Here is an 18245-nt window from a genome sequence, read left to right as displayed (position 1 = left end):
TCTGAAGATAAACCAAATGAATCTATTTGTTATTTTCAATGCTTTTTGTTGACAAAATTTCGGAATCCGTTCGGAATCGACCACCAAGGAATCAGCTTCGCTGCTGGCTTTCCGAAACGACCCGCTTCCAGACCTTCCAAAACTGTGGATCAAGTGTGTTTGCGAAGTTGATCCGCATGAGCGTGCAAGGCCTGCGCGTGGCGTGAAAGAGCGCACCCGGTGCGATAAGGTAGCCTTCATCTAGCATGCGCTGGGCGAGCATGTCGGTATCCACACCGGTCTCCACCCAGCCGAACATGCCGCTGGGCTCGGCCACGAACGTGCAGCCCGCCTCCAGCGCCAGCTGCACGCTGCGCGTGCGCGCCGTGGCGATGCGCAGCCGCATGCGTTCTGAATGGCGGCGCAACTGGCCCTGCTCGATGCACAGCGCCAATGCCTTCTCCAAAATGCTGGGCGTGGTCAGGGTGGACAACAGCTTGGTATCGAGCAGCCGGTCGACCAGCTCGGGCGGCGTGGCGATATAGCCGATGCGCCAGTTGGGTGCGAGGATCTTGGCAAAGCCGTTCACGTAGATGGTGCGCTGCAGTCCGTCGAGGCTAGAGAGACGCGTGGCATGCGCAGGCGCGATGTGGCCATAGGTGTCGTCCTCGACGATGTAGAAATTGAAGCGCTCGGCCAATTGCAGTATCTGATGCGCGCTGCCCGGCGAGAGGCTGTAGCCAGTGGGGTTGTGCAGCACGCTCACGCTCACATAGAGCTTGGGCGCGTAGGTCTCGCAGTAATGCGCCATCACCTCGAGATCGGGCCCGTCCGGCCCCCGCGGCACCGGCAGCACACGCATGCCGAGTGCGTCGAGCCGCGCATATTCGAGCGACCAACCAGGCTCCTCCACCATGACCGGATCGCCCGCCTTGAGCACCGTGCGGCTCACGATGTCGAGCGCATGGGTCGCGCCCACGGTCGTCATGATCTGGTTGGGCGTCGCCGAGATGTTGATGTCCGCCAGCCGCTGCGCCAGCACTGAGCGCAGCCCCGAATCACCGAGCGGCTCACCGTAGCTGAGCGAGCCCGCACGCAGCGTCTTGACGGTGGTGATCTTGCGCACGGCCGCAGGCATGAAACGTGCCTCTTCCAACCACTGAACCGGCAGCACGCCCGAGCCAGGCTGCGGCTTGTTCGACGCCTGATAGAACATGCCGCGCATCAGCGAGGTGGCATTGATCAGCGAGCCTGAAGAACGCGGAGGCCGCACACCGAGGGGCGTGACCGGATTCACCGCCGCCACTAACCCCTCGTCCACCGCGGTCTGCGAGTCGGACGATGCTGCCGAGGTCTTCTGCAATACGTCCCGCACAAAGAACCCGCGCTGGCTGCGGGCATCAATCAGCCCCTGCGCGAGCAGCTTGTCGTACGCGGCCACCACCGTATAGGCGCTTACCCCCTGCTGATGAGCGCACGCGCGCACCGAGGGCAGCTTGGCGCCCGCAGGCAACAGCCGGGTGCGGATGCGCTCGGCAAAGCGCTCCGCCAATTGATCGGTAAGGGTCTGATCGGGTGTGCGGGTAAGGGCCATGGCGGTGTAATGCGGTGTGGACGGTCCACAGCGTCTGGGCGCGTCCGATGAGTCTGTGACGAGTATCCAATCTGTATTGGCAAGACCACCGGTACAGATCTTACATTTGTAGAGAAAACTGTATTGGAACTGTAATGGTTTTTTATCCTACAGTGAATCCTACGCCACCCTATCCACCCGAATTGCAATGCCCTTCGCCGAATTCACCGCACTGCTGGTTCTCGCCTCGGCCATGAGCTTCACGCCCGGCCCGAACACCACGCTCTCGGCCGCAATGGCGGCCAATCGCGGCATTCGTCCAGCGCTGCGCTTCGTATGCGCGGTGCCGGTAGGCTGGTGCGCGCTGCTGGTGCTCTGCGCGGCCGGCCTCGGTGCCGTGCTGCTGGCGGTGCCCGCACTGCGCTGGGGCGTGAAGATCGTCGGCATCGCCTATCTCCTGTGGCTGGCTTTCAAACTCAGCGGCAGCGGAAAGCTCTCCGAAGCCGATGCCTCGCGCATGGATATTGGTTTCTGGCAGGGTGCGGCACTGCAGTTCGTGAATATCAAGGCTTGGATGCTCGCGCTGACCATCGTCGGCAGCTGGATCATTGGCCGCGACGACGGCGTGCAGCGACTGGCCATCGTGCTGCCGGTGATGGCAGGCTTCGCTTTCTCGAGCAATCTGCTCTACGCCTCCATCGGCGCACTGCTGCGCAACTGGTTGGCTATCGGGCAACGGCTGCTGTGGTTCAACCGCTTCATGGCACTGATACTGGTGCTCACGGCCTACTGGATGCTCGGCACATGAACCCCAAAAACCTGCATTCGCCACCCGACACCGGATCCGAAGCGAAAATATCGGGCATGCCCTTACACGGGCACCGCCTTCAACCCACCACGTTTCCCCCCGCAGCCGCGCGCCGCAAGCCGGGCTGCATACGCAAGAAGCAAGCATCATGACTCAATGGACTCTGGCCGCACGCGCCGAAAAGATGAATCCCTCGGTGATCCGGGAAATCCTCAAAGTGACCGAGAAGCCCGGCATCATCAGCCTGGCGGGCGGCCTGCCCTCGCCCAAGACATTCCCGATCAGCTCGTTTGCCGAAGCTGCGGCCAGCATTCTGAACAACGATGGCGCGTCGGCCCTGCAATATGCCGCAAGCGAAGGCTATATCCCCCTGCGCGAAGCGATTGCCGACTTCCTGCCATGGGACATCAGCCCCGACGAGGTGCTGATCACCACCGGCTCTCAGCAGGCGCTGGACCTGATCGGCAAAGTGCTGATCGATGCGGGCAGCCGTATCCTCGTGGAAACGCCCACCTACCTTGGCGCGCTGCAGGCGTTCTCGCCGATGGAGCCCAACGTGGTCTCGGTCGCGAGCGATGAGGAAGGCCCCATCGTCGAAGACTTCGCCGCCAAGGCCGGAACGGGTGCCGACAAGGCGCGCTTCATGTACCTGCTGCCTAACTTCCAGAACCCCACGGGCCGCACCATGACCGAAGCACGCCGCGCGGCGCTGGTCGCCAAGGCACAGGAACTCGGCATTCCGCTGGTTGAAGACAACCCCTACGGCGATCTCTGGTTCGACGAGCAGCCGCCCAAGCCGCTCACCGCGCGCAATCCCGAAGGCAGCATCTACATGGGCTCGTTCTCCAAGGTGCTGGCCCCCGGCCTGCGTCTGGGCTTCGTTGTCGCGCCCAAGAACATCTACCCCAAGCTGCTGCAAGCCAAGCAGGCCGCCGATCTGCACACGCCGAGCTTCAACCAGCGCCTCGTTGCCGAAGTGATGAAAGACGGCTTCCTCGACCGCCACGTGCCCGAGATCCGCAAGCTCTACAAGGGCCAATGCGAAGCCATGGTCGCCGCCCTCGAGCGCGAGATGGCCGGCCTCGATGTGAAGTGGAACCGTCCCAAGGGCGGCATGTTCCTGTGGCTGCGCCTGCCCGAAGGCATCGACACCGCCAAGCTCCTGCCCAAGGCCGTAGAGCGCAACGTCGCTTTCGTCCCCGGCGCCGCCTTCTATGCCGACAACGCCGATGTGCGCACCATGCGCCTGTCGTTCGTCACCGCCACCGCCGACCAGATCAACACCGCCGTTGCTGCGCTGGCCGAAACGATCAAGGAAGAGCTGAACGCAAAGGCATGACCACGACGGTATTCGGTCTCCTCGGCAGCGCCCCCGAGCAGCGCATCGGGCGACCGAACCACCACCCCAACGCCAAGACAGCCCCTCAGGCTAGGCGTCGAAGCCGCAGACAGTATGTTCATACGGCAAGGCTTCGCAACAACGCATGAGGGGCTGTATTGGCGCCTCCAAACGACCAGCGAACCAGCACACAAACAAGAGGCAAAAGACATGTTGAGACTGTGGGGTAGAACATCTTCGATCAACGTGCGGAAGGTGATCTGGACGGCCCAGGAACTGGACCTCGCCGTGCAACGCACCGACGCCGGCGGCCAGTTCGGTCTGGTCCGCGAGGCCGAATACCTCGGTCACAACCCCAACGGCCTCGTCCCGCTCATCGAAGACGAGGACGGCTACCGCCTCTGGGAGTCCAACGTCATCGTGCGCTACCTCTGCGCCCGCTACGCGCACGGCGGCCTCTACCCCGACGACATCAAGGCGCGCTTCGTCGCCGAGCAGTGGATGGACTGGCAACAGACCACCTTCAATCCCGCCGGTCGCGACGCCTTCATTCAACTCCTGCGCACGCCCGCCGAACAGCGCGACGATGCGCGCATCGTGCAGTCGGTGAACGCCACTGTGCCGCTGCTCGCGATGCTCGAAGCGCATCTCGCCAAGAACGCCTACATGACGGGCGAACAATTCAGCATGGCCGACATCCCCATCGGCTGTGAAATCCATCGCTGGTTCGCACTGCCGCTGCAGCGCCCATCCATGCCACACACCGAGCGCTGGTTCCAGTCGCTCGTGGAGCGCACGGGCGCGCGTGGCGTGCTCGACATGCAGGTCAGTTAGCGGATCGCTTCCAGACCAGCCCACTTTCTTTTTTCTTTCACCGTTGAGGTCTCACTTATGCGCGAACGTCGTTTCATGCAGGTCGATGTGTTTTCGTCTTCCGCCTTCAAGGGCAATCCGCTGGCCGTCGTCGTTGATGGCGAGGGCTTGAGCGACGCGCAGATGCAGGCGTTCGCGCGGTGGACCAATCTGTCGGAAACCACCTTTCTGCTGCCCACCACCCAGCCCGGTGCCGACTACCGCCTGCGCATCTTCACACCCAGCAACGAGCTGCCGTTTGCCGGTCACCCCACGCTCGGCACCTGCCACGCGTGGCTGCAAAGCGGCGGCAAACCGCAGCGCGAGGGAATCGTGATTCAGGAATGCGCCAAGGGCCTCGTGCCAATCCGCGTGGACTACAGCAACGCCGCCGCGCCGCTTGCGTTCGCCGCGCCGTCATCTACACGCAAGCCCTTCACCGAAGAGCAACTGGCCGCCGTGCTCGCCGCCATGGGCCTTCAACGCGATGAAATCGTCGACTGTGCGCTGCTGGACAACGGCCCGCTGTTCTGGGCCCTGCTGCTGCGCGATCCAGACCGCGTGATGGAGCTTGTACCCGACTCCTCCGCGCTCTACGCGATCCGCGCCGAAGTAGGCTTCGCGGCGAAGTACGCGCCACAGAACGACGCGCTGATCGGCCGCTCGAGCCGCGAGGCGCGCGCGTTTGAACGCAGCGCCGCGGACGACGCGAGCGACATCGAAGTGCGCGTGTTCTTCAACGCCACCACCACCGCCGTCGAAGACCCGATCACCGGCAGCTTCAACGCGAGCTTCGCGCAATGGATGATCGACGCCGGCCACATCGAGGCGCCCTACGTCGCAGCCCAAGGCACCTGCATCGACCGCGATGGCCGCGTGCACGTCTCGCGCGATGCACAAGGCCAGGTCTGGATCGGCGGTGCGAGCCACACGCTCATCCAAGGAAAGGTGACGCTGTGATGATGAAAGACACCAACGCCCGCCTCGACCATCTCGTGATCCTTGCCGACACGCTGGCGCAAGGTGAGCGCTGGTGCGAAGCAACGCTGGGCGTGACACCGAGCGCCGGTGGCGAACACCCGCTCATGGGCACGCACAACCGGCTGATGCACATCGCGAGCCCGGCATTTCCACGCGCCTATCTCGAGATCATCACGCTCAACCCCGGAGCCGTGCCCACGCGCGCTGCGGGGCAGAAACGCTGGTTCGACATGGACGATCCCGCCCTGCGCAAGCAGGTGGCGAACGACGGTCCGCGCCTCATCCATTGGGTAGCAGCAGTGCCCGATCTCGCAAGCACGCATGCCGCGTGGCTGCAGCAGTTGCAGATTGATCGCGGCAGCATCCTGAAGGCCAGTCGCCCCACAGCCAACGGCCTGCTCGAATGGCAGATCACCGTGCGTGACGACGGCCAGCGCCTGCTGGACGGCTGCCTGCCCACGCTCATCGAATGGGGCGCGACGCATCCCTCAGATGCCCTACCCGCAAGCGGTGTGCAACTGCAGTCGCTGCAGCTCGCGCATGCCGATGCGGCGCTGCTCGAACAGGCGCTGGCTGCGGCGCATCTGGCCCAGACAGAAATCGCCGTCACGCCCAATCCACCCCACACCCTCCGCGCCACGCTCAGCACGCCGCGCGGACTCGTCACCCTGAACGCATGAACACGACCCATCCCATCACCATGTCGCTCCCGTCGCTTGCCGATATCGAGTCCGCCGCGCGCACGGTTTATGAAGAATTCCAGGCCACGCCACAGTACCGCTGGTCGCTGCTGAGCGAGCGCCTTGGTACCGACTGCTGGCTCAAGCACGAGAACCACAACCCGGTCGGCGCATTCAAGATTCGCGGCGGGCTTACGTTCTTCGAGCAACTCGCTCACAGCGGCCAGTTGCCCAAGTCGGTGATCAGCGCGACGCGCGGCAACCACGGTCAGAGCATCGCCTGGGCAGCGCGCAAGAAAGGCGTGGCCTGCACCATCGTCGTGCCGCATGGCAACTCGGTGGAGAAGAATGCCGCGATGCGCGCGCTCGGTGCCGAGCTGATCGAGCACGGCGACGATTTTCAGGCCGCGCGCGAACACGCGATTGCGCTGTCCGGCCAAACGGGTGCGCTGATGGTGCCGAGCTTTCATGTCGACCTGCTGCGCGGCGTCTCCACGCTGTGGTGGGAGCTCTTCCGCGCCGTGCCGAACATGGACGTCGCCTACGTGCCCATCGGCCTTGGTTCAGGTGCGTGTTCCGCCGTCGCTGCCAAGCTCGCGCTCGGTCATCCGGTGCGGCTGGTGGGCGTCGTGAGCACGCTGGCCACGACGTATGCCGACTCCATCGCCGCAGGCCGCGTGATCGAAGCGCCCGTCAGCACACAGATCGCCGACGGTCTGGCCGTGCGCGTGGCCGATGCGAGCGCGCTGTCGGTGCTGATGCAGCACCTCGACCATGTCGTTCAGGTCAGCGACGAAGAAGTCGCCACTGCGATGAAGGCGATCTTCGAAGACACCCACAACGTCGCCGAAGGCGCGGGGGCAGCCGCTTTTGCTGCCGCAATGCAGGAGCGCGAACAGCTCAAGGGGCTGACAGTGGGCGCCGTGCTCTCTGGCGGCAATGTGGATGCGGCGGTCTTTTCGAAGGTGCTGGCCTGACCCGATTTTTGTTTTGCCAGTCGAAACTTGAATCGCCCAATCCACGCTGTAAAACGGAATGCCGGTTGACCCATCGCCATAGCGCAAGGGTTTTCCCGGCAGCCTGTTTCGCTGGTCAAAACTTTTCAAATCAAGATTGACGCACGCGACGCGCACTTTCACCATTGCACTTCAACGCCGATGTCAACGGCGAAGGAGACGAAGCGATGCGATGGAAACAGCGCCCCGAAGGCTCGAACTGGGGCGATTTCGGGCCGGATGACCAACTCGGCCGCACCAACCTCATCGGCCCCGAGCAGGTCCGCAAGGGCGTGGCGGAGGTGAGCGAAGGACGGAGTTTCTGCCTGTCGCTACCGCTTGATTTTCCGGGCGGCAACGCGCTCAACGTGCGCCGCCATCCGCCGCGTCTTCGGCCCACGAAGCGTGACGACATCGACTACTTGAACTTCCCGCTCGGTCACGTCTACCCCGGCGCGAGCGACGTGGTGAGCGACGACCAGGTGCAGCTGTCGCTGCAGTACTCGACACAGTGGGATTCCTTCGCGCATGTGGGCTCGCTGTTCGACGCCGACGGCACGGGCGAGGCGCACGTCACCTACTACAACGGATATCGCGGGCACGAACATGTGCTCGGCCCTGTCGATCATGGACTACCCTCTTCCAGCGCGCGCTATCAAGCCATGTGCTGCGCGGGCCGCCCCGCCGACGAGAGCGTGGCCAAGCGCCTCGGCATCGAGAACCTCGCGGTCAAGGGCATGCAGGGCCGCGCGGTGCTGATCGACATCGCACGCGTGTTCGGCACGACGTTCCAGGACATCGGATACGACCAGCTCATGCATGCGATGAGCGTGACGGGTGCCATGGTTGAGCCCGGCGACATGGTGCTGCTGCGCACCGGTTTTGCGGAACTGGTGCTGTCGATGGACCGCAAACCCGATCCACACAAGTTGCACGCGAGCTGTGCCGCGCTGGATGGCAGCGACCCGCGCCTGCTGCAGTGGATCACCGACAGCGGCCTGACCGCGCTGGTCGCCGACAACTACGCGGTCGAACGCCATCCTCCGCGCAACGCGCCGGCCGACGAATCGCGCTACGCGCTGCTGCCGCTGCATGAGCACTGCCTGTTCAAGCTCGGCATTCCGCTTGGCGAGCTCTGGTATCTCAAGGAGCTGGCGGACGAATTGCATGCACTCGACCGCACGCGCCTCCTGCTGACCGCACCGCCGCTGCGCCTGCCGGGGGCCGTCGGCTCGCCGGTCACGCCCATTGCGACGATCTGAATCAACGCTTTCGACATCCAACATTCATACCCATCAGGAGACAAGACCATGCGCAACCCCGCCTTCCAACGCAAAGCCCCTTCCACCATTCGCCGCGCCTGCCAGCTCGCATGTGCCGCAGCGCTGTTTGGTGCCGCCACGCTCTCGCATGCGCAGGACGCGCAGATCTCCGACGACGTGGTCCGCCTCGGCGTGATCTCGGATCTCGCCGGGCCGTTCGCCGATATCACCGGGCCCGGCACGGTCACCGCCGTTCAGATGGCCATCGACGACTTCGGCGGCAAGGTGCTCGGCAAGAAGATTGAGCTGGTCACCGCCGATCATCAGAACAAGGCCGACATCGCGGCCAGCAAGGCACGCGAATGGTTTGACACCGGCAAGGTCGATGCGCTGATGGACGTGGCGGTGTCGGCCCCCGCGCTCGCCGTACTCGAAGTTGCCAAGCAGAAGAACAAGGTCATCGTCTTCAACGGCCCGGGCATTGACCGCCTGACCAACGATCTGTGCATGCCCAGCACGGTGCACTATGTGTATGACACCTACGCGCTCGCCAATGTGACGGCCAGCGCGATCACCCAGCGCGGCGGTAAGGACTGGTTCTTTCTGACCGCTGACTACGCGTTCGGCAACAGCCTGCAGGACGAGGCCAGCAAGGTCGTCAACGCCAACGGTGGCAAGGTGCTGGGCGCCGCCAAGCATCCCATCGGCGCGAGCGATTTCGCCTCGTTCATGATGACCGCGCAGCAGAGCAAGGCGCAGATCATCGGCCTCGCCAATGCGGGCGCGGACACGGTCAATGCGGTGAAGGCGGCGCGCGAATTCGGCCTGATCGGCGCAAACAGCAAGCAGACGCTCGCGGGCCTGCTCATGTACATCACCGACGTGCATGCACTCGGCCTCAAGACCGCATCGGGACTGATGCTGACCGAAGGCTTCTACTGGGACATGAACGACGAGACGCGCGCCTTCGCCAAGCGCTATTTCGCCAAGATGAAGAAGATGCCCAACATGAGTCAGGCCGGCGCGTATTCGTCGACGATGCACTACCTCAAGGCGGTGCAAGCGGCCAAGACCGACGACACCGCGAAGGTGATGACGCAGATGAAATCCACGCCGATCAACGACTTCTTCGCCAAGAACGGCCGCATCCGCGAAGACGGCCGTATGGTGCACGACATGTACCTCTTCCAGGTGAAGTCGCCTGCGGAATCCAAGTATCCATGGGACTACTTCAAGCTGATCGCGACCGTGCCCGGCGACAAGGCCTTCCTGCCGCTCGCGCAATCCAAGTGTCCGATGGTCAAGAAGTGACGCACACATGAACGGCACGCAAATGAAGGACAAGAAGACAGCGCTCGTCGTGGGCGCGACCGGAGTGGTCGGGCAGGCCTGTCTGCGCCACTTCGCCGCGCTGCCCGACTGGAACGTGATCGGCGTGGCACGCCGCAAGCTTGCGGATCTGCCGCCGGGCGCGCAGTCGCTGCAGCTCGACCTGCAAGACCGCGCCGCCTGCGAGGCCGCGCTCGGGCAACGTGACGACATCACGCATGTGATCTACGCGGCGGTCTACGAGCAGCCCGGCGGTCTCGTTGGTGGCTGGCGCGATCAGGACCAGATGCGCACCAATCTCGACATGCTGCGCAACGTGGTCGAGCCACTGGACCGCGCGAGCAGTGCGCTCACGCATGTGAGCATCATGCAGGGCGGCAAGGCCTATGGCGTGCACATCCACCCGCGCATCGCCGTGCCCGCACGCGAGCGCTGGCCGCGCGACGATCACGAGAATTTCTACTGGCTGCAGGAAGATTTTCTGCGTGAGCGGCAAGCACGCGTGGGCCGCTGGCACTTCAGCATCTTCCGCCCGCGCATCGTCTTCGGCGACGCGATGGGCAGCAACATGAACCCGATTCCCGCCATCGGCGTGTATGCCTGGCTGCGGCATGAACGGGGCCTCGATCTCGCCTATCCCGGAGGAGCGGAACGCGTGAATCAGGCCATCGATGCGGACCTCATCGCGGAGGCCTGCGCATGGGCCGCGACCTCGCCAAATGCGCGCAATGAAACCTTCAATCTCGACAACGGCGATGTGTTCACCTGGCAGAACGTCTGGCCCGCCATTGCCGATGCGCTCGGTATGCAAGTGAGCACACCCGAACCCCAATCGCTCGGTGCTACGGTGCCCGGCGAACAGAAGGCGTGGGAGGCCATCGTCGACAAGTATGGTCTCAAGGCTCCGCGCGATCTCGTGGGCTTCATCGGACAGGGCGCGGTGTACGCCGACTTTCAGATGAACCACGGCAAGGAAGCACCACTCGCGCCGGTGATCATGAGCTCGGTGAAAGTCCGTCAGGCGGGCTTCAACGGCTGCATCGACACCGAGGACATGTTCCGCAAATGGTTCGGCCAACTGCAGGCTAGAGGCCTGCTTCCAACGGCAGAGATGGCCCGTGCGAAGTGACGCACAAGGGGCTCCAACGAGTCCCCCCAGCGACAGCGTCCATCGCTTCATGCGCACACAATCCGCGCCATGGGAACGCTTTATCTTGTGCGTCACGGACAGGCTTCGTTTGGCGCGGACAACTACGATCAGCTGAGCGCGCGCGGCGTCGAACAGTGCGTGCGACTTGGCGAATATTGGCGCGAACGCGGCATGCAATTTGACGCCGTGATTCGTGGCTCGCTGCAGCGCCATGCGCAGACGCTGGACGCCATTTGTCAGGGCCTGCAAATGGAATGCGATCCGTTGGTCACGCCCGCGCTCAACGAATACGACAGCCACGCGCTGATCGCCGCCGTCCGTCCCGGCCCGCGCCCCGAGGTCCATACGCCCGAGCTCTACAAACAGCATTTCCGGCTGCTCTGCGATGCGCTCGCGCAGTGGATGAGCGGCACCATCACACCGGTCGGCATGCCGAGCTGGGACGAATTTTCAGGCGGCGTGCGCAGCGCGCTCGAACAGGTGCGCTATCAGCATGCGGGCCACAACGTGCTGCTGGTATCGAGCGGTGGCCCTATCGCCACCGCCATGAGCGAGGTGCTTTCCACGCCCGCCGAAATGATGATTGCGCTGAACATGCGCATCCGCAACAGCGCGGTGACCGAGTTCAGCATCAGCCCCAAGCGCCTGATGCTGCAGACCTTCAACACGCTCGCGCATCTCGATTCAGATACACACCGAGACTGGGCCACCTACGCTTGATGGCTCCTGCTGATCACATCAGCCCGGGTTGCGATCCACGAGCTTGAACGTGCCGGTCGCCATACCGAGCAGCTCGCCCGCGTCGTTGGAAATCTCGCCGCGCACAAAGCTCAGGCTGCGCCCGCGTTTCTCGCAGATCGCGGTGCAGATCACGTCACCCGCGGCGGGCGCGATGTAGTGGATCGTCAGGTCCACCGTGATCACGCCATAGCGCCCAGGATCATGTGCGCGCGCAGCGGCTGACAGCCCCACGTCGAGCAGCGTCGCGATGGCGCCGCCATGCATGTCGCCACGGCTGTTGGTGAACTGCTCCTGATACGGCATGCGCACGCGCGCACGGTCGTTGCCGATGGCCTCGCCCTTCAATGCGAAGGCGCGCGCCATGGCCATGGGCAAGCCGAAGATCATGTGCTCGGGCTCGGCGGGATAGACGGGAATGTCGACGGTGAGGCTCATGGTCTGAAAAGCAAGAATGGAAAATCAACGGATATCAGAGGGGCACGGGAGACTGAAGCGCATGCAGTTCCTCGAGCAATCGCGCAAGCGATGCACCGGCGGCCTGCACCACGCGCGCGCCCTTGTCGGCGCTGGCTGCGGCAGCATCGCCCACCGCGCCGCTCGCGTTGTAGTCCTCAATGGCCCAGCCCATCTTGGCGCTGCGGCCATTGCCGAGAATCGCGAATTGTTCGGATCGGTCCTGCGAGGTGGAGTGCCAATTCTCTGCACGCTCCATGTGCACCGTATCGGGCGCGAGGTGCAGCATCATCGAGGTCTCGATCTGCCCCGCATGAATGCCGAAGCGGTGCTCGTGCGCGCTGAACTGCGCATTCACCTCGTCGGGCAGCGGCAGGCTGAACCAGCTGCTGCTGTAGACCATCAGGCCATGCTGCATGCGCAGCTCACGTGCGACGATGTCCATCACGCTGACCTGGCCACCATGGCCGTTGAGCAGCAGGAGCTTGCGGATGCCGGCGCGTGCCACGCAGGCTCCGAGCTCGGTCCACAGCGCGATCAGGGTGGCGGGCGAGAGCGTGAGCGTGCCCGGGTAACTGGTGTGCTCGGTGCTGAAGCCGATGTTCTGCGGCGGTAGAAACAGCACCGGAATCTGCGCGGCGATCTGCGGCAGCGCGGCGGCGATCACGCCTTCGAGCAGCGTTGCATCGACGCTGAGCGGCAGATGCGGGCCATGCTGCTCCACCGCCGCAACCGGCAGCACGGCGATGGTCTGCGCGGCCAGACCATTCGTTTGCGCGGCGGCGAAATCGTGCGTGCTCACCTCGGCCCATTGCCGCGAAGGCCAGAGGTTGCCGGAGGTGGTGGGGCTGGATGATGTCATGACGAAAGGTCGAAAAAAGCACAAACAGGCCGCTGCCTGTATTGGATGCCCATTGTGGCAGGAAGCGCCCGGGCTTGCGAAGTACCGCCAAGTACCTCGGTTTCGCGCCTTTGTCTGGCAGACTCTCCGCAGTCCCGGCCACACACTTCGCGCCTATGTCCTCCAACGCGTCCAGCGACCCCAGCTCTCAGAACCTCGAAACGGAGCGTCCCTTGCCACGCTCGCCCACGCGCGATCTCACCAAGGGCCCCATCGTCAGCACGCTGTTCGTTTTCTCACTGCCGATTCTGGCGGGCAATGTGCTGCAGTCGCTCAACGGCTCGATCAACGCGATGTGGATCGGCCGCTTTCTCGGCGAGGCCGCGCTCACCGCCACGGCCAACGCCAACAACGTGATGTTCGCGCTGATCGGCATGATCTTCGGCGTGGGTATGGCGGCCACCATCCTCGTCGGCCAGGCCATGGGGGCGCACAACGTGGCGCAGGCCAAACGGGTGCTGGGCACCAGCGCCACCTTCTTTGGCGCGGCCTCCGTCGTGATCGCCGCCGTAGGCTGGCCGCTCGCGCGCCGGCTCATGGAGTGGATGGGCACGCCCGCCGACGCGCTGCCGCTCGCCGAGGCCTATTTGCAGGTGATCTTTCTGGCGATTCCGCTGCTCTATTTGTTCGCCTTCGTCTCGGCCGTGCTGCGCGGCGCGGGCGACACGAAGACGCCATTCTGGTTTCTGCTGCTGGTGGTGATTCTGGATACCGCGCTCAACCCGTTGCTGATTTTCGGCTGGGGGCCGGTTCCCAAGCTCGGCATGACCGGCTCGGCGCTCGCCACGCTGGTCGCCAACGCCATCGGATTCGCGCTCATGCTGATCTGGCTGCGCTTGCGCCAGCACCCGCTGTGGATCGGCAGCCACGAACTCGCGCTGTTCAAGCCCGACCTCACTATCCTGCGTGCACTCATCACCAAAGGCCTGCCGATGGGTGCGCAAATTCTGATGATCTCACTCGCCATGATCGCGATGATTTCCATGGTGAACGCGTATGGCGTGCACACCGCGTCGGCGTATGGCGCGGCGCTGCAGCTCTGGACCTATGTGCAGATGCCCGCAATGGCCATCGGTGCGGCCTGCTCGTCGATGGCCGCGCAGAACGTCGGCGCGCGGCTCTGGGACCGGGTGGAGGCCACGGCCCGCGCGGGCGTGTTCTGCAATGTGGTGATGACCGGCGCGCTGATCCTCATCATCGTGATGGCCGACCGCTTCATGATGGGCTGGTTTCTTCCGGCGGGCAGCGAAGCCATCGAAACCGCCCGCCACCTCAACCACATCGCCATCGGCTCGTTCGTGTTCTTCGGCGTCACCTTCGTGCTCGCGGGCGTGATCCGCTCCACCGGCGCGGTGATGCCGCCGCTCATCATCCTCGCCATCGCCATGTGGGGCATCCGCGTGCCCCTGGCGCATTTTCTGCAGCCCCAGTGGGGCGCGGACGCGATCTGGTGGAGCTTTCCGATCAGCGCGTTGTGCTCCATGGTGATGACCATGGCGTACTACCGACTCGGCAACTGGCGCAAGGCGCGCATGTTGGCACCCGCACCCGCACCCGCACCCGCTCCCGCTCCGGCATCGAAAGCCGATATCACTCGATCTTGAAACCCGTCTCCTTGACGATGCGTTTCCAGCGGTCGGTGTCGCTTTGGATGTGCTTGCCGAATTCTTCGGGGTTTTCAAAGCGCGGCACGTAGTCGTAGGACTTCAGTTTAGCGACCACGTCCGGCATCTTGACGATTTTGGCGAGTTGCCCAGCCAGTTCGTCGACGATGGGCTTGGGCGTGCCCTTGGGCGCGAGCATGCCGGCCCACGAGCCGAATTCCATGCCCTGAATGCCCAGTTCCTTGAGCGTGGGAACCTGCGGGAACGATTCGGCGCGCTGCGGCATGACGACGGCCAGTGCCTTGACCTTGCCCGCCTTGATCATCTCGACCGAGACAAACGAGTCGAACGAGAAATCGACCTCGCCCGCCACCACGGCCTGCATTTGCGGGCTGGTGCCCTTGTACTGCGCGTTGATCACCGACGGCGCGTTGATGGCCTTCTTGAACTGCTCCGTCACCAGCGAAAGCATGCTGCTGCCGGACGATGCGGACAGCGGCTTGTCGCCCTTTTTGGCGAGCGCGATCAGCTCCTGCAGATTGTTGGCGGGCAAATCCTTGCGCGCGATCAGCACAAAGCCCACGTCGCAGACCAGTCCGATGGGCTCGAAGCTCGCAAGCGCTTCGTAGTTGGACTTGTAGATCACCGGGCTGAGCGTCTGGGCCCCTGCGGTGTTGAACAACAGCGTGTAGCCATCCGGTGCAGCCCGAGCGACGAATTCGGAGCCGATGGCGCCGTTCGCGCCGCCCTTGTTCTCCACGATGAAGGACTGACCCATGGCCTCGCCGAGCTTCTGCAGGATGAGGCGTGCGACCACGTCGGTCGTGCCTCCTGCCGGGAACGGCACGATCACCCGCACCGGCTTGTCCGGATACTTGCCCGACGCCATGGACCACTGAGGCAGACCGAGCGACACCGCACCTGCAGCCGCTGCTCCCGTGCGCAAAACACTCCGACGCGACACACCGTTCATAAGGCTTATCTCCTGAGTTGGCTTATTGGAACCGCGAGCATCATTGCCAGCGCGCCGAGGCAAAGTCCAATTGCAAAACGCAATGCAAGCATTCGCGACGCGTATGAGATGGTGATACGAATTGCCTCTCACTCTGTGGAGGCAACGGGATTGTTGCATCGCAGCATCTGCCACTTGGTATAAACCACTAACATGGCAGCATCTGGCCGCGACAATCGCACCGTCGAGCGCCGAGCACCTCTCCAATCAGGGAACCTAAGCCGGGCCGCAGGCTCACATCCAAGGTCATGTTATTCAAACGCACGCAGCGCTGGCTGCCCACTCTTCTTTTCGTAGCTGCCGGAGCCATTTCCTTTGGCGTGTCCGCACAGATACAGTTGAAATCCAGCAGCGGTGGCGCTCTGGGCAGCAGCACGGTGACCACGCCCCATGTGCAGGCCGAACTGATCGCACAGGCACCCGACGGCATCGGCCCCGGCAAGCCGCTGTGGCTAGGTCTGCAGATCACCCACCAGCCCGAATGGCATACCTACTGGAAGAATCCCGGCGACTCGGGCCTGCCCACGCAGATCGAATGGAAGCTGCCCGAGGGCATCGACGCCGGTGAAATCGCCTGGCCAGTGCCGCACAAGATTCCACTGGGCACGCTCGCCAACTACGGCTACGAGGGCACGGTGCTTCTGCCAGTGCCGATGACGGTGGCCAGCACCTTCAACCCCGGCCCGCTTGCCAAGGAGGCGACCTTTCAGGTGAGCGCCACCTGGCTGGTCTGCCGCAAGGAATGCATCCCCGAAGAAGGCACGTTCACGCTGCAGGTGCCGGTGCAGGGCACGACGGCGCTGAGTTCCGCAGCCTTCGAGGCCGCCGCCAAGGCACATCCCCAAAATCTTTCGGCCGACGCCAATGCCAAGGGCTCCGTGAAGGTCAACGGCGACGGCGACGCGATCAATGTGCGCGTAGCCGGCCTGCCCGGCACGCTCAAGGGCAAGACGCTGGCCTTCTTTCCCGAAACCGAGGCGGTGATCGAGACCGCCGCCGAGATTCAGCAGCAATGGGACGGCGATGTGTGGAGCGCGCGCGTGCCGCTGTCCAAGCAGCGCAGCGAAAGCCCCTCGCCCATGCCCATCGTGCTGGCGAGCGACGGCCAGGGCTGGCGCGCTGAATTGCCGGTGAACGGCGGCTGGCCGAAGACCGCTGCGGCGGCGACAGTCACCCCGGCGCTCGAAGCCGCGCTCAAGGCGAATGCGCAGTTGGGAAGCGATTCATCGATTGCATTCTCAGCGACTCCAACTGCCGTCACCCCAGCACCCGCTGGCATATGGCTGGCCGCGCTGTTCGGTGCACTGCTCGGCGGGCTGATCCTCAATCTCATGCCCTGCGTGTTTCCGGTGCTGGCCATCAAGGTGGTCGGCTTTGCCCAGCATTCGCAGGACCGCCGTGCGCATCGCGTGAGTGGGGTGGCCTACACGGCTGGCGTGATTCTGTCCTTCCTCGCGCTGGGCGGCCTGATGCTCGGCCTGCGTGCGGCGGGCGAGGCCGTGGGCTGGGGCTTTCAGCTGCAGTCGCCTGGCGTGGTGGCGGCGCTCGCCGCGCTGTTCACCCTCATTGGTCTGAACCTCGCGGGCATGTTCGAGTTCCGCAGCCTGCTGCCGTCTTCGGTTGCAAGCCTGCAGGCGCGCCATCCGGTGGCCGACTCGTTCCTCACCGGCGTGCTGGCCGTGGCGGTCGCATCGCCCTGCACCGCGCCGTTCATGGGGGCGTCGCTGGGGTTGACGGCCACTCTGCCCGCGTTTCAAGCGCTGACGATCTTTGCGGCGCTGGGTCTGGGTCTGGCGCTGCCGTATCTACTGGCAAGCTGGATTCCAGCCGTCGCGCGCGCTATGCCACGTCCGGGTGCGTGGATGGATACACTGCGTCGCTTCATGGCCTTCCCGATGTTCGCGACCGTCGTCTGGCTGGTCTGGGTGCTGGGCCAGCAAAGCGGCATCAACGGTGCAGCCGCGTTGCTGGGCCTGCTGGTGGCGTTGGCGATGGTGATCTGGGCGCTCTGCTCGCTCCAGGGAGCGAGCCGCCGAATCCTCGCGCCGATCTCGCTGCTGGTGCTGGCCGCGATGCTCTGGTCGTGGGCACCGCGCGTCACGCAGATGCTGCCGGAGCCCTCGGCCGTGGCTGCCGAAACGGGCGATGCGAATGCCTGGCGCGCATGGCAGAGCGGCTTGCCCGAGCAGCTCGTCGCGCAAGGCCAGCCGGTGTTCGTGGACTTCACCGCCGCATGGTGCGTGACCTGCCAGTACAACAAGACCACCACGCTCGCCGATGCCGACGTGATCCGCGGTTTCGCCGACAAGAAGGTCGCGCTGCTGCGCGCCGACTGGACCCGCCGCGACCCGCAGATCACCGCCGCGCTGCGCGAGCTGGGCCGCAGCGGCGTGCCGGTCTATGTGCTCTATGCGCCCGGCAAACCACCCGTGGTGCTGACCGAGCTGCTCAGCAAGAGCGAGGTGCAATCGGCACTCGCCGCGCTGTGATGCCAGGTGCCTCGGCGCACCTCGGGTTAACCCCTGCACCGAGAGCATTTGGCCTACAAGCGCTCCAGTTGACAAAGTTCTAGACTGAAGCCGTCCG

General features: G+C 64.2%; 16 protein-coding genes. 12 read left to right on the top strand and 4 right to left on the bottom strand.

All coding sequences use genetic code 11. From position 1 onward, the window contains the following. Positions 1 to 91: 91 nt before the first annotated feature. Entirely contained in the window at positions 92 to 1573 is a 1482-nt protein-coding gene (locus G7047_RS27325) for a PLP-dependent aminotransferase family protein (protein ID WP_166311442.1), read from the bottom strand. 187 nt (positions 1574 to 1760) lie between these two features. On the opposite strand from G7047_RS27325, the gene G7047_RS27320 reads away from it, so the two are divergent. The 10 genes from G7047_RS27320 to G7047_RS27275 all read left to right on the top strand — a co-directional run bounded on the left by G7047_RS27320 (position 1761) and on the right by G7047_RS27275 (position 11668). Then, on the top strand, positions 1761 to 2360 hold the full coding sequence (locus tag G7047_RS27320; protein WP_166311441.1) for a LysE family translocator: 600 nt from the start codon (positions 1761 to 1763) through the stop codon (positions 2358 to 2360). A 148-nt stretch (positions 2361 to 2508) separates the two neighbouring features. Then, positions 2509 to 3699 carry a PLP-dependent aminotransferase family protein gene (locus G7047_RS27315; protein WP_166311440.1) on the top strand — a complete coding sequence of 397 codons (1191 nt, stop codon included), beginning with the start codon at positions 2509 to 2511 and terminating at the stop codon, positions 3697 to 3699. A 210-nt stretch (positions 3700 to 3909) separates the two neighbouring features. After that, positions 3910 to 4533, top strand: a complete 624-nt coding sequence (locus G7047_RS27310) for a glutathione S-transferase (RefSeq protein WP_166311439.1) — start codon at positions 3910 to 3912, stop codon at positions 4531 to 4533. A gap of 57 nt (positions 4534 to 4590) precedes the next feature. Further along, the gene (locus tag G7047_RS27305) at positions 4591 to 5511 is read left to right on the top strand and encodes a PhzF family phenazine biosynthesis protein (protein WP_166311438.1); all 921 of its coding nucleotides are present in this window, start codon (positions 4591 to 4593) and stop codon (positions 5509 to 5511) included. Then, entirely contained in the window at positions 5511 to 6212 is a 702-nt protein-coding gene (locus G7047_RS27300) for a VOC family protein (protein WP_166311437.1), read from the top strand. Before G7047_RS27305 ends, G7047_RS27300 begins: the two co-directional genes overlap by 1 nt. Beyond that, the gene (locus G7047_RS27295) at positions 6209 to 7189 is read left to right on the top strand and encodes a threonine dehydratase (RefSeq protein WP_166311436.1); all 981 of its coding nucleotides are present in this window, start codon (positions 6209 to 6211) and stop codon (positions 7187 to 7189) included. Before G7047_RS27300 ends, G7047_RS27295 begins: the two co-directional genes overlap by 4 nt. Positions 7190 to 7395: 206 nt before the next feature. Then, positions 7396 to 8469, top strand: a complete 1074-nt coding sequence (locus G7047_RS27290; RefSeq protein WP_166311435.1) for a cyclase family protein — start codon at positions 7396 to 7398, stop codon at positions 8467 to 8469. A gap of 48 nt (positions 8470 to 8517) precedes the next feature. After that, a complete protein-coding gene (locus tag G7047_RS27285; protein ID WP_166311434.1) occupies positions 8518 to 9780 on the top strand; it encodes an ABC transporter substrate-binding protein in 1263 nt (420 codons plus the stop codon). Between the two features lie 7 nt (positions 9781 to 9787). Continuing rightward, positions 9788 to 10927, top strand: a complete 1140-nt coding sequence (locus G7047_RS27280) for an SDR family oxidoreductase (RefSeq protein WP_240939287.1) — start codon at positions 9788 to 9790, stop codon at positions 10925 to 10927. A 69-nt stretch (positions 10928 to 10996) separates the two neighbouring features. Further along, entirely contained in the window at positions 10997 to 11668 is a 672-nt protein-coding gene (locus G7047_RS27275) for a histidine phosphatase family protein (protein WP_166311433.1), read from the top strand. An 18-nt stretch (positions 11669 to 11686) separates the two neighbouring features. On the opposite strand, the gene G7047_RS27270 is transcribed toward G7047_RS27275, so the two are convergent. Both G7047_RS27270 and G7047_RS27265 read right to left on the bottom strand, forming a co-directional pair. Next, entirely contained in the window at positions 11687 to 12124 is a 438-nt protein-coding gene (locus tag G7047_RS27270) for a PaaI family thioesterase (protein WP_240939286.1), read from the bottom strand. A gap of 34 nt (positions 12125 to 12158) precedes the next feature. Further along, positions 12159 to 13004, bottom strand: a complete 846-nt coding sequence (locus G7047_RS27265; RefSeq protein ID WP_166311432.1) for a creatininase family protein — start codon at positions 13002 to 13004, stop codon at positions 12159 to 12161. A 155-nt stretch (positions 13005 to 13159) separates the two neighbouring features. Here G7047_RS27265 and G7047_RS27260 point away from each other — a divergent pair, with 155 nt between their 5' ends. Continuing rightward, entirely contained in the window at positions 13160 to 14647 is a 1488-nt protein-coding gene (locus tag G7047_RS27260; RefSeq protein ID WP_166311431.1) for an MATE family efflux transporter, read from the top strand. Here the strand turns inward: G7047_RS27260 and G7047_RS27255 are convergent. Next, entirely contained in the window at positions 14634 to 15620 is a 987-nt protein-coding gene (locus tag G7047_RS27255) for a tripartite tricarboxylate transporter substrate binding protein (protein WP_166311430.1), read from the bottom strand. The genes G7047_RS27260 and G7047_RS27255 overlap by 14 nt on opposite strands. Positions 15621 to 15907: 287 nt before the next feature. Here G7047_RS27255 and G7047_RS27250 point away from each other — a divergent pair, with 287 nt between their 5' ends. After that, on the top strand, positions 15908 to 18148 hold the full coding sequence (locus G7047_RS27250) for a protein-disulfide reductase DsbD (protein ID WP_166311429.1): 2241 nt from the start codon (positions 15908 to 15910) through the stop codon (positions 18146 to 18148). Positions 18149 to 18245: the final 97 nt, after the last annotated feature.

Origin of the sequence: Diaphorobacter sp. HDW4A (assembly GCF_011305995.1) — a bacterium.
Lineage (GTDB): Bacteria > Pseudomonadota > Gammaproteobacteria > Burkholderiales > Burkholderiaceae_C > Diaphorobacter_A.
Note: the sequence above shows the minus strand (reverse complement) of the source record. Positions and strands in the feature narration are given on the sequence as shown.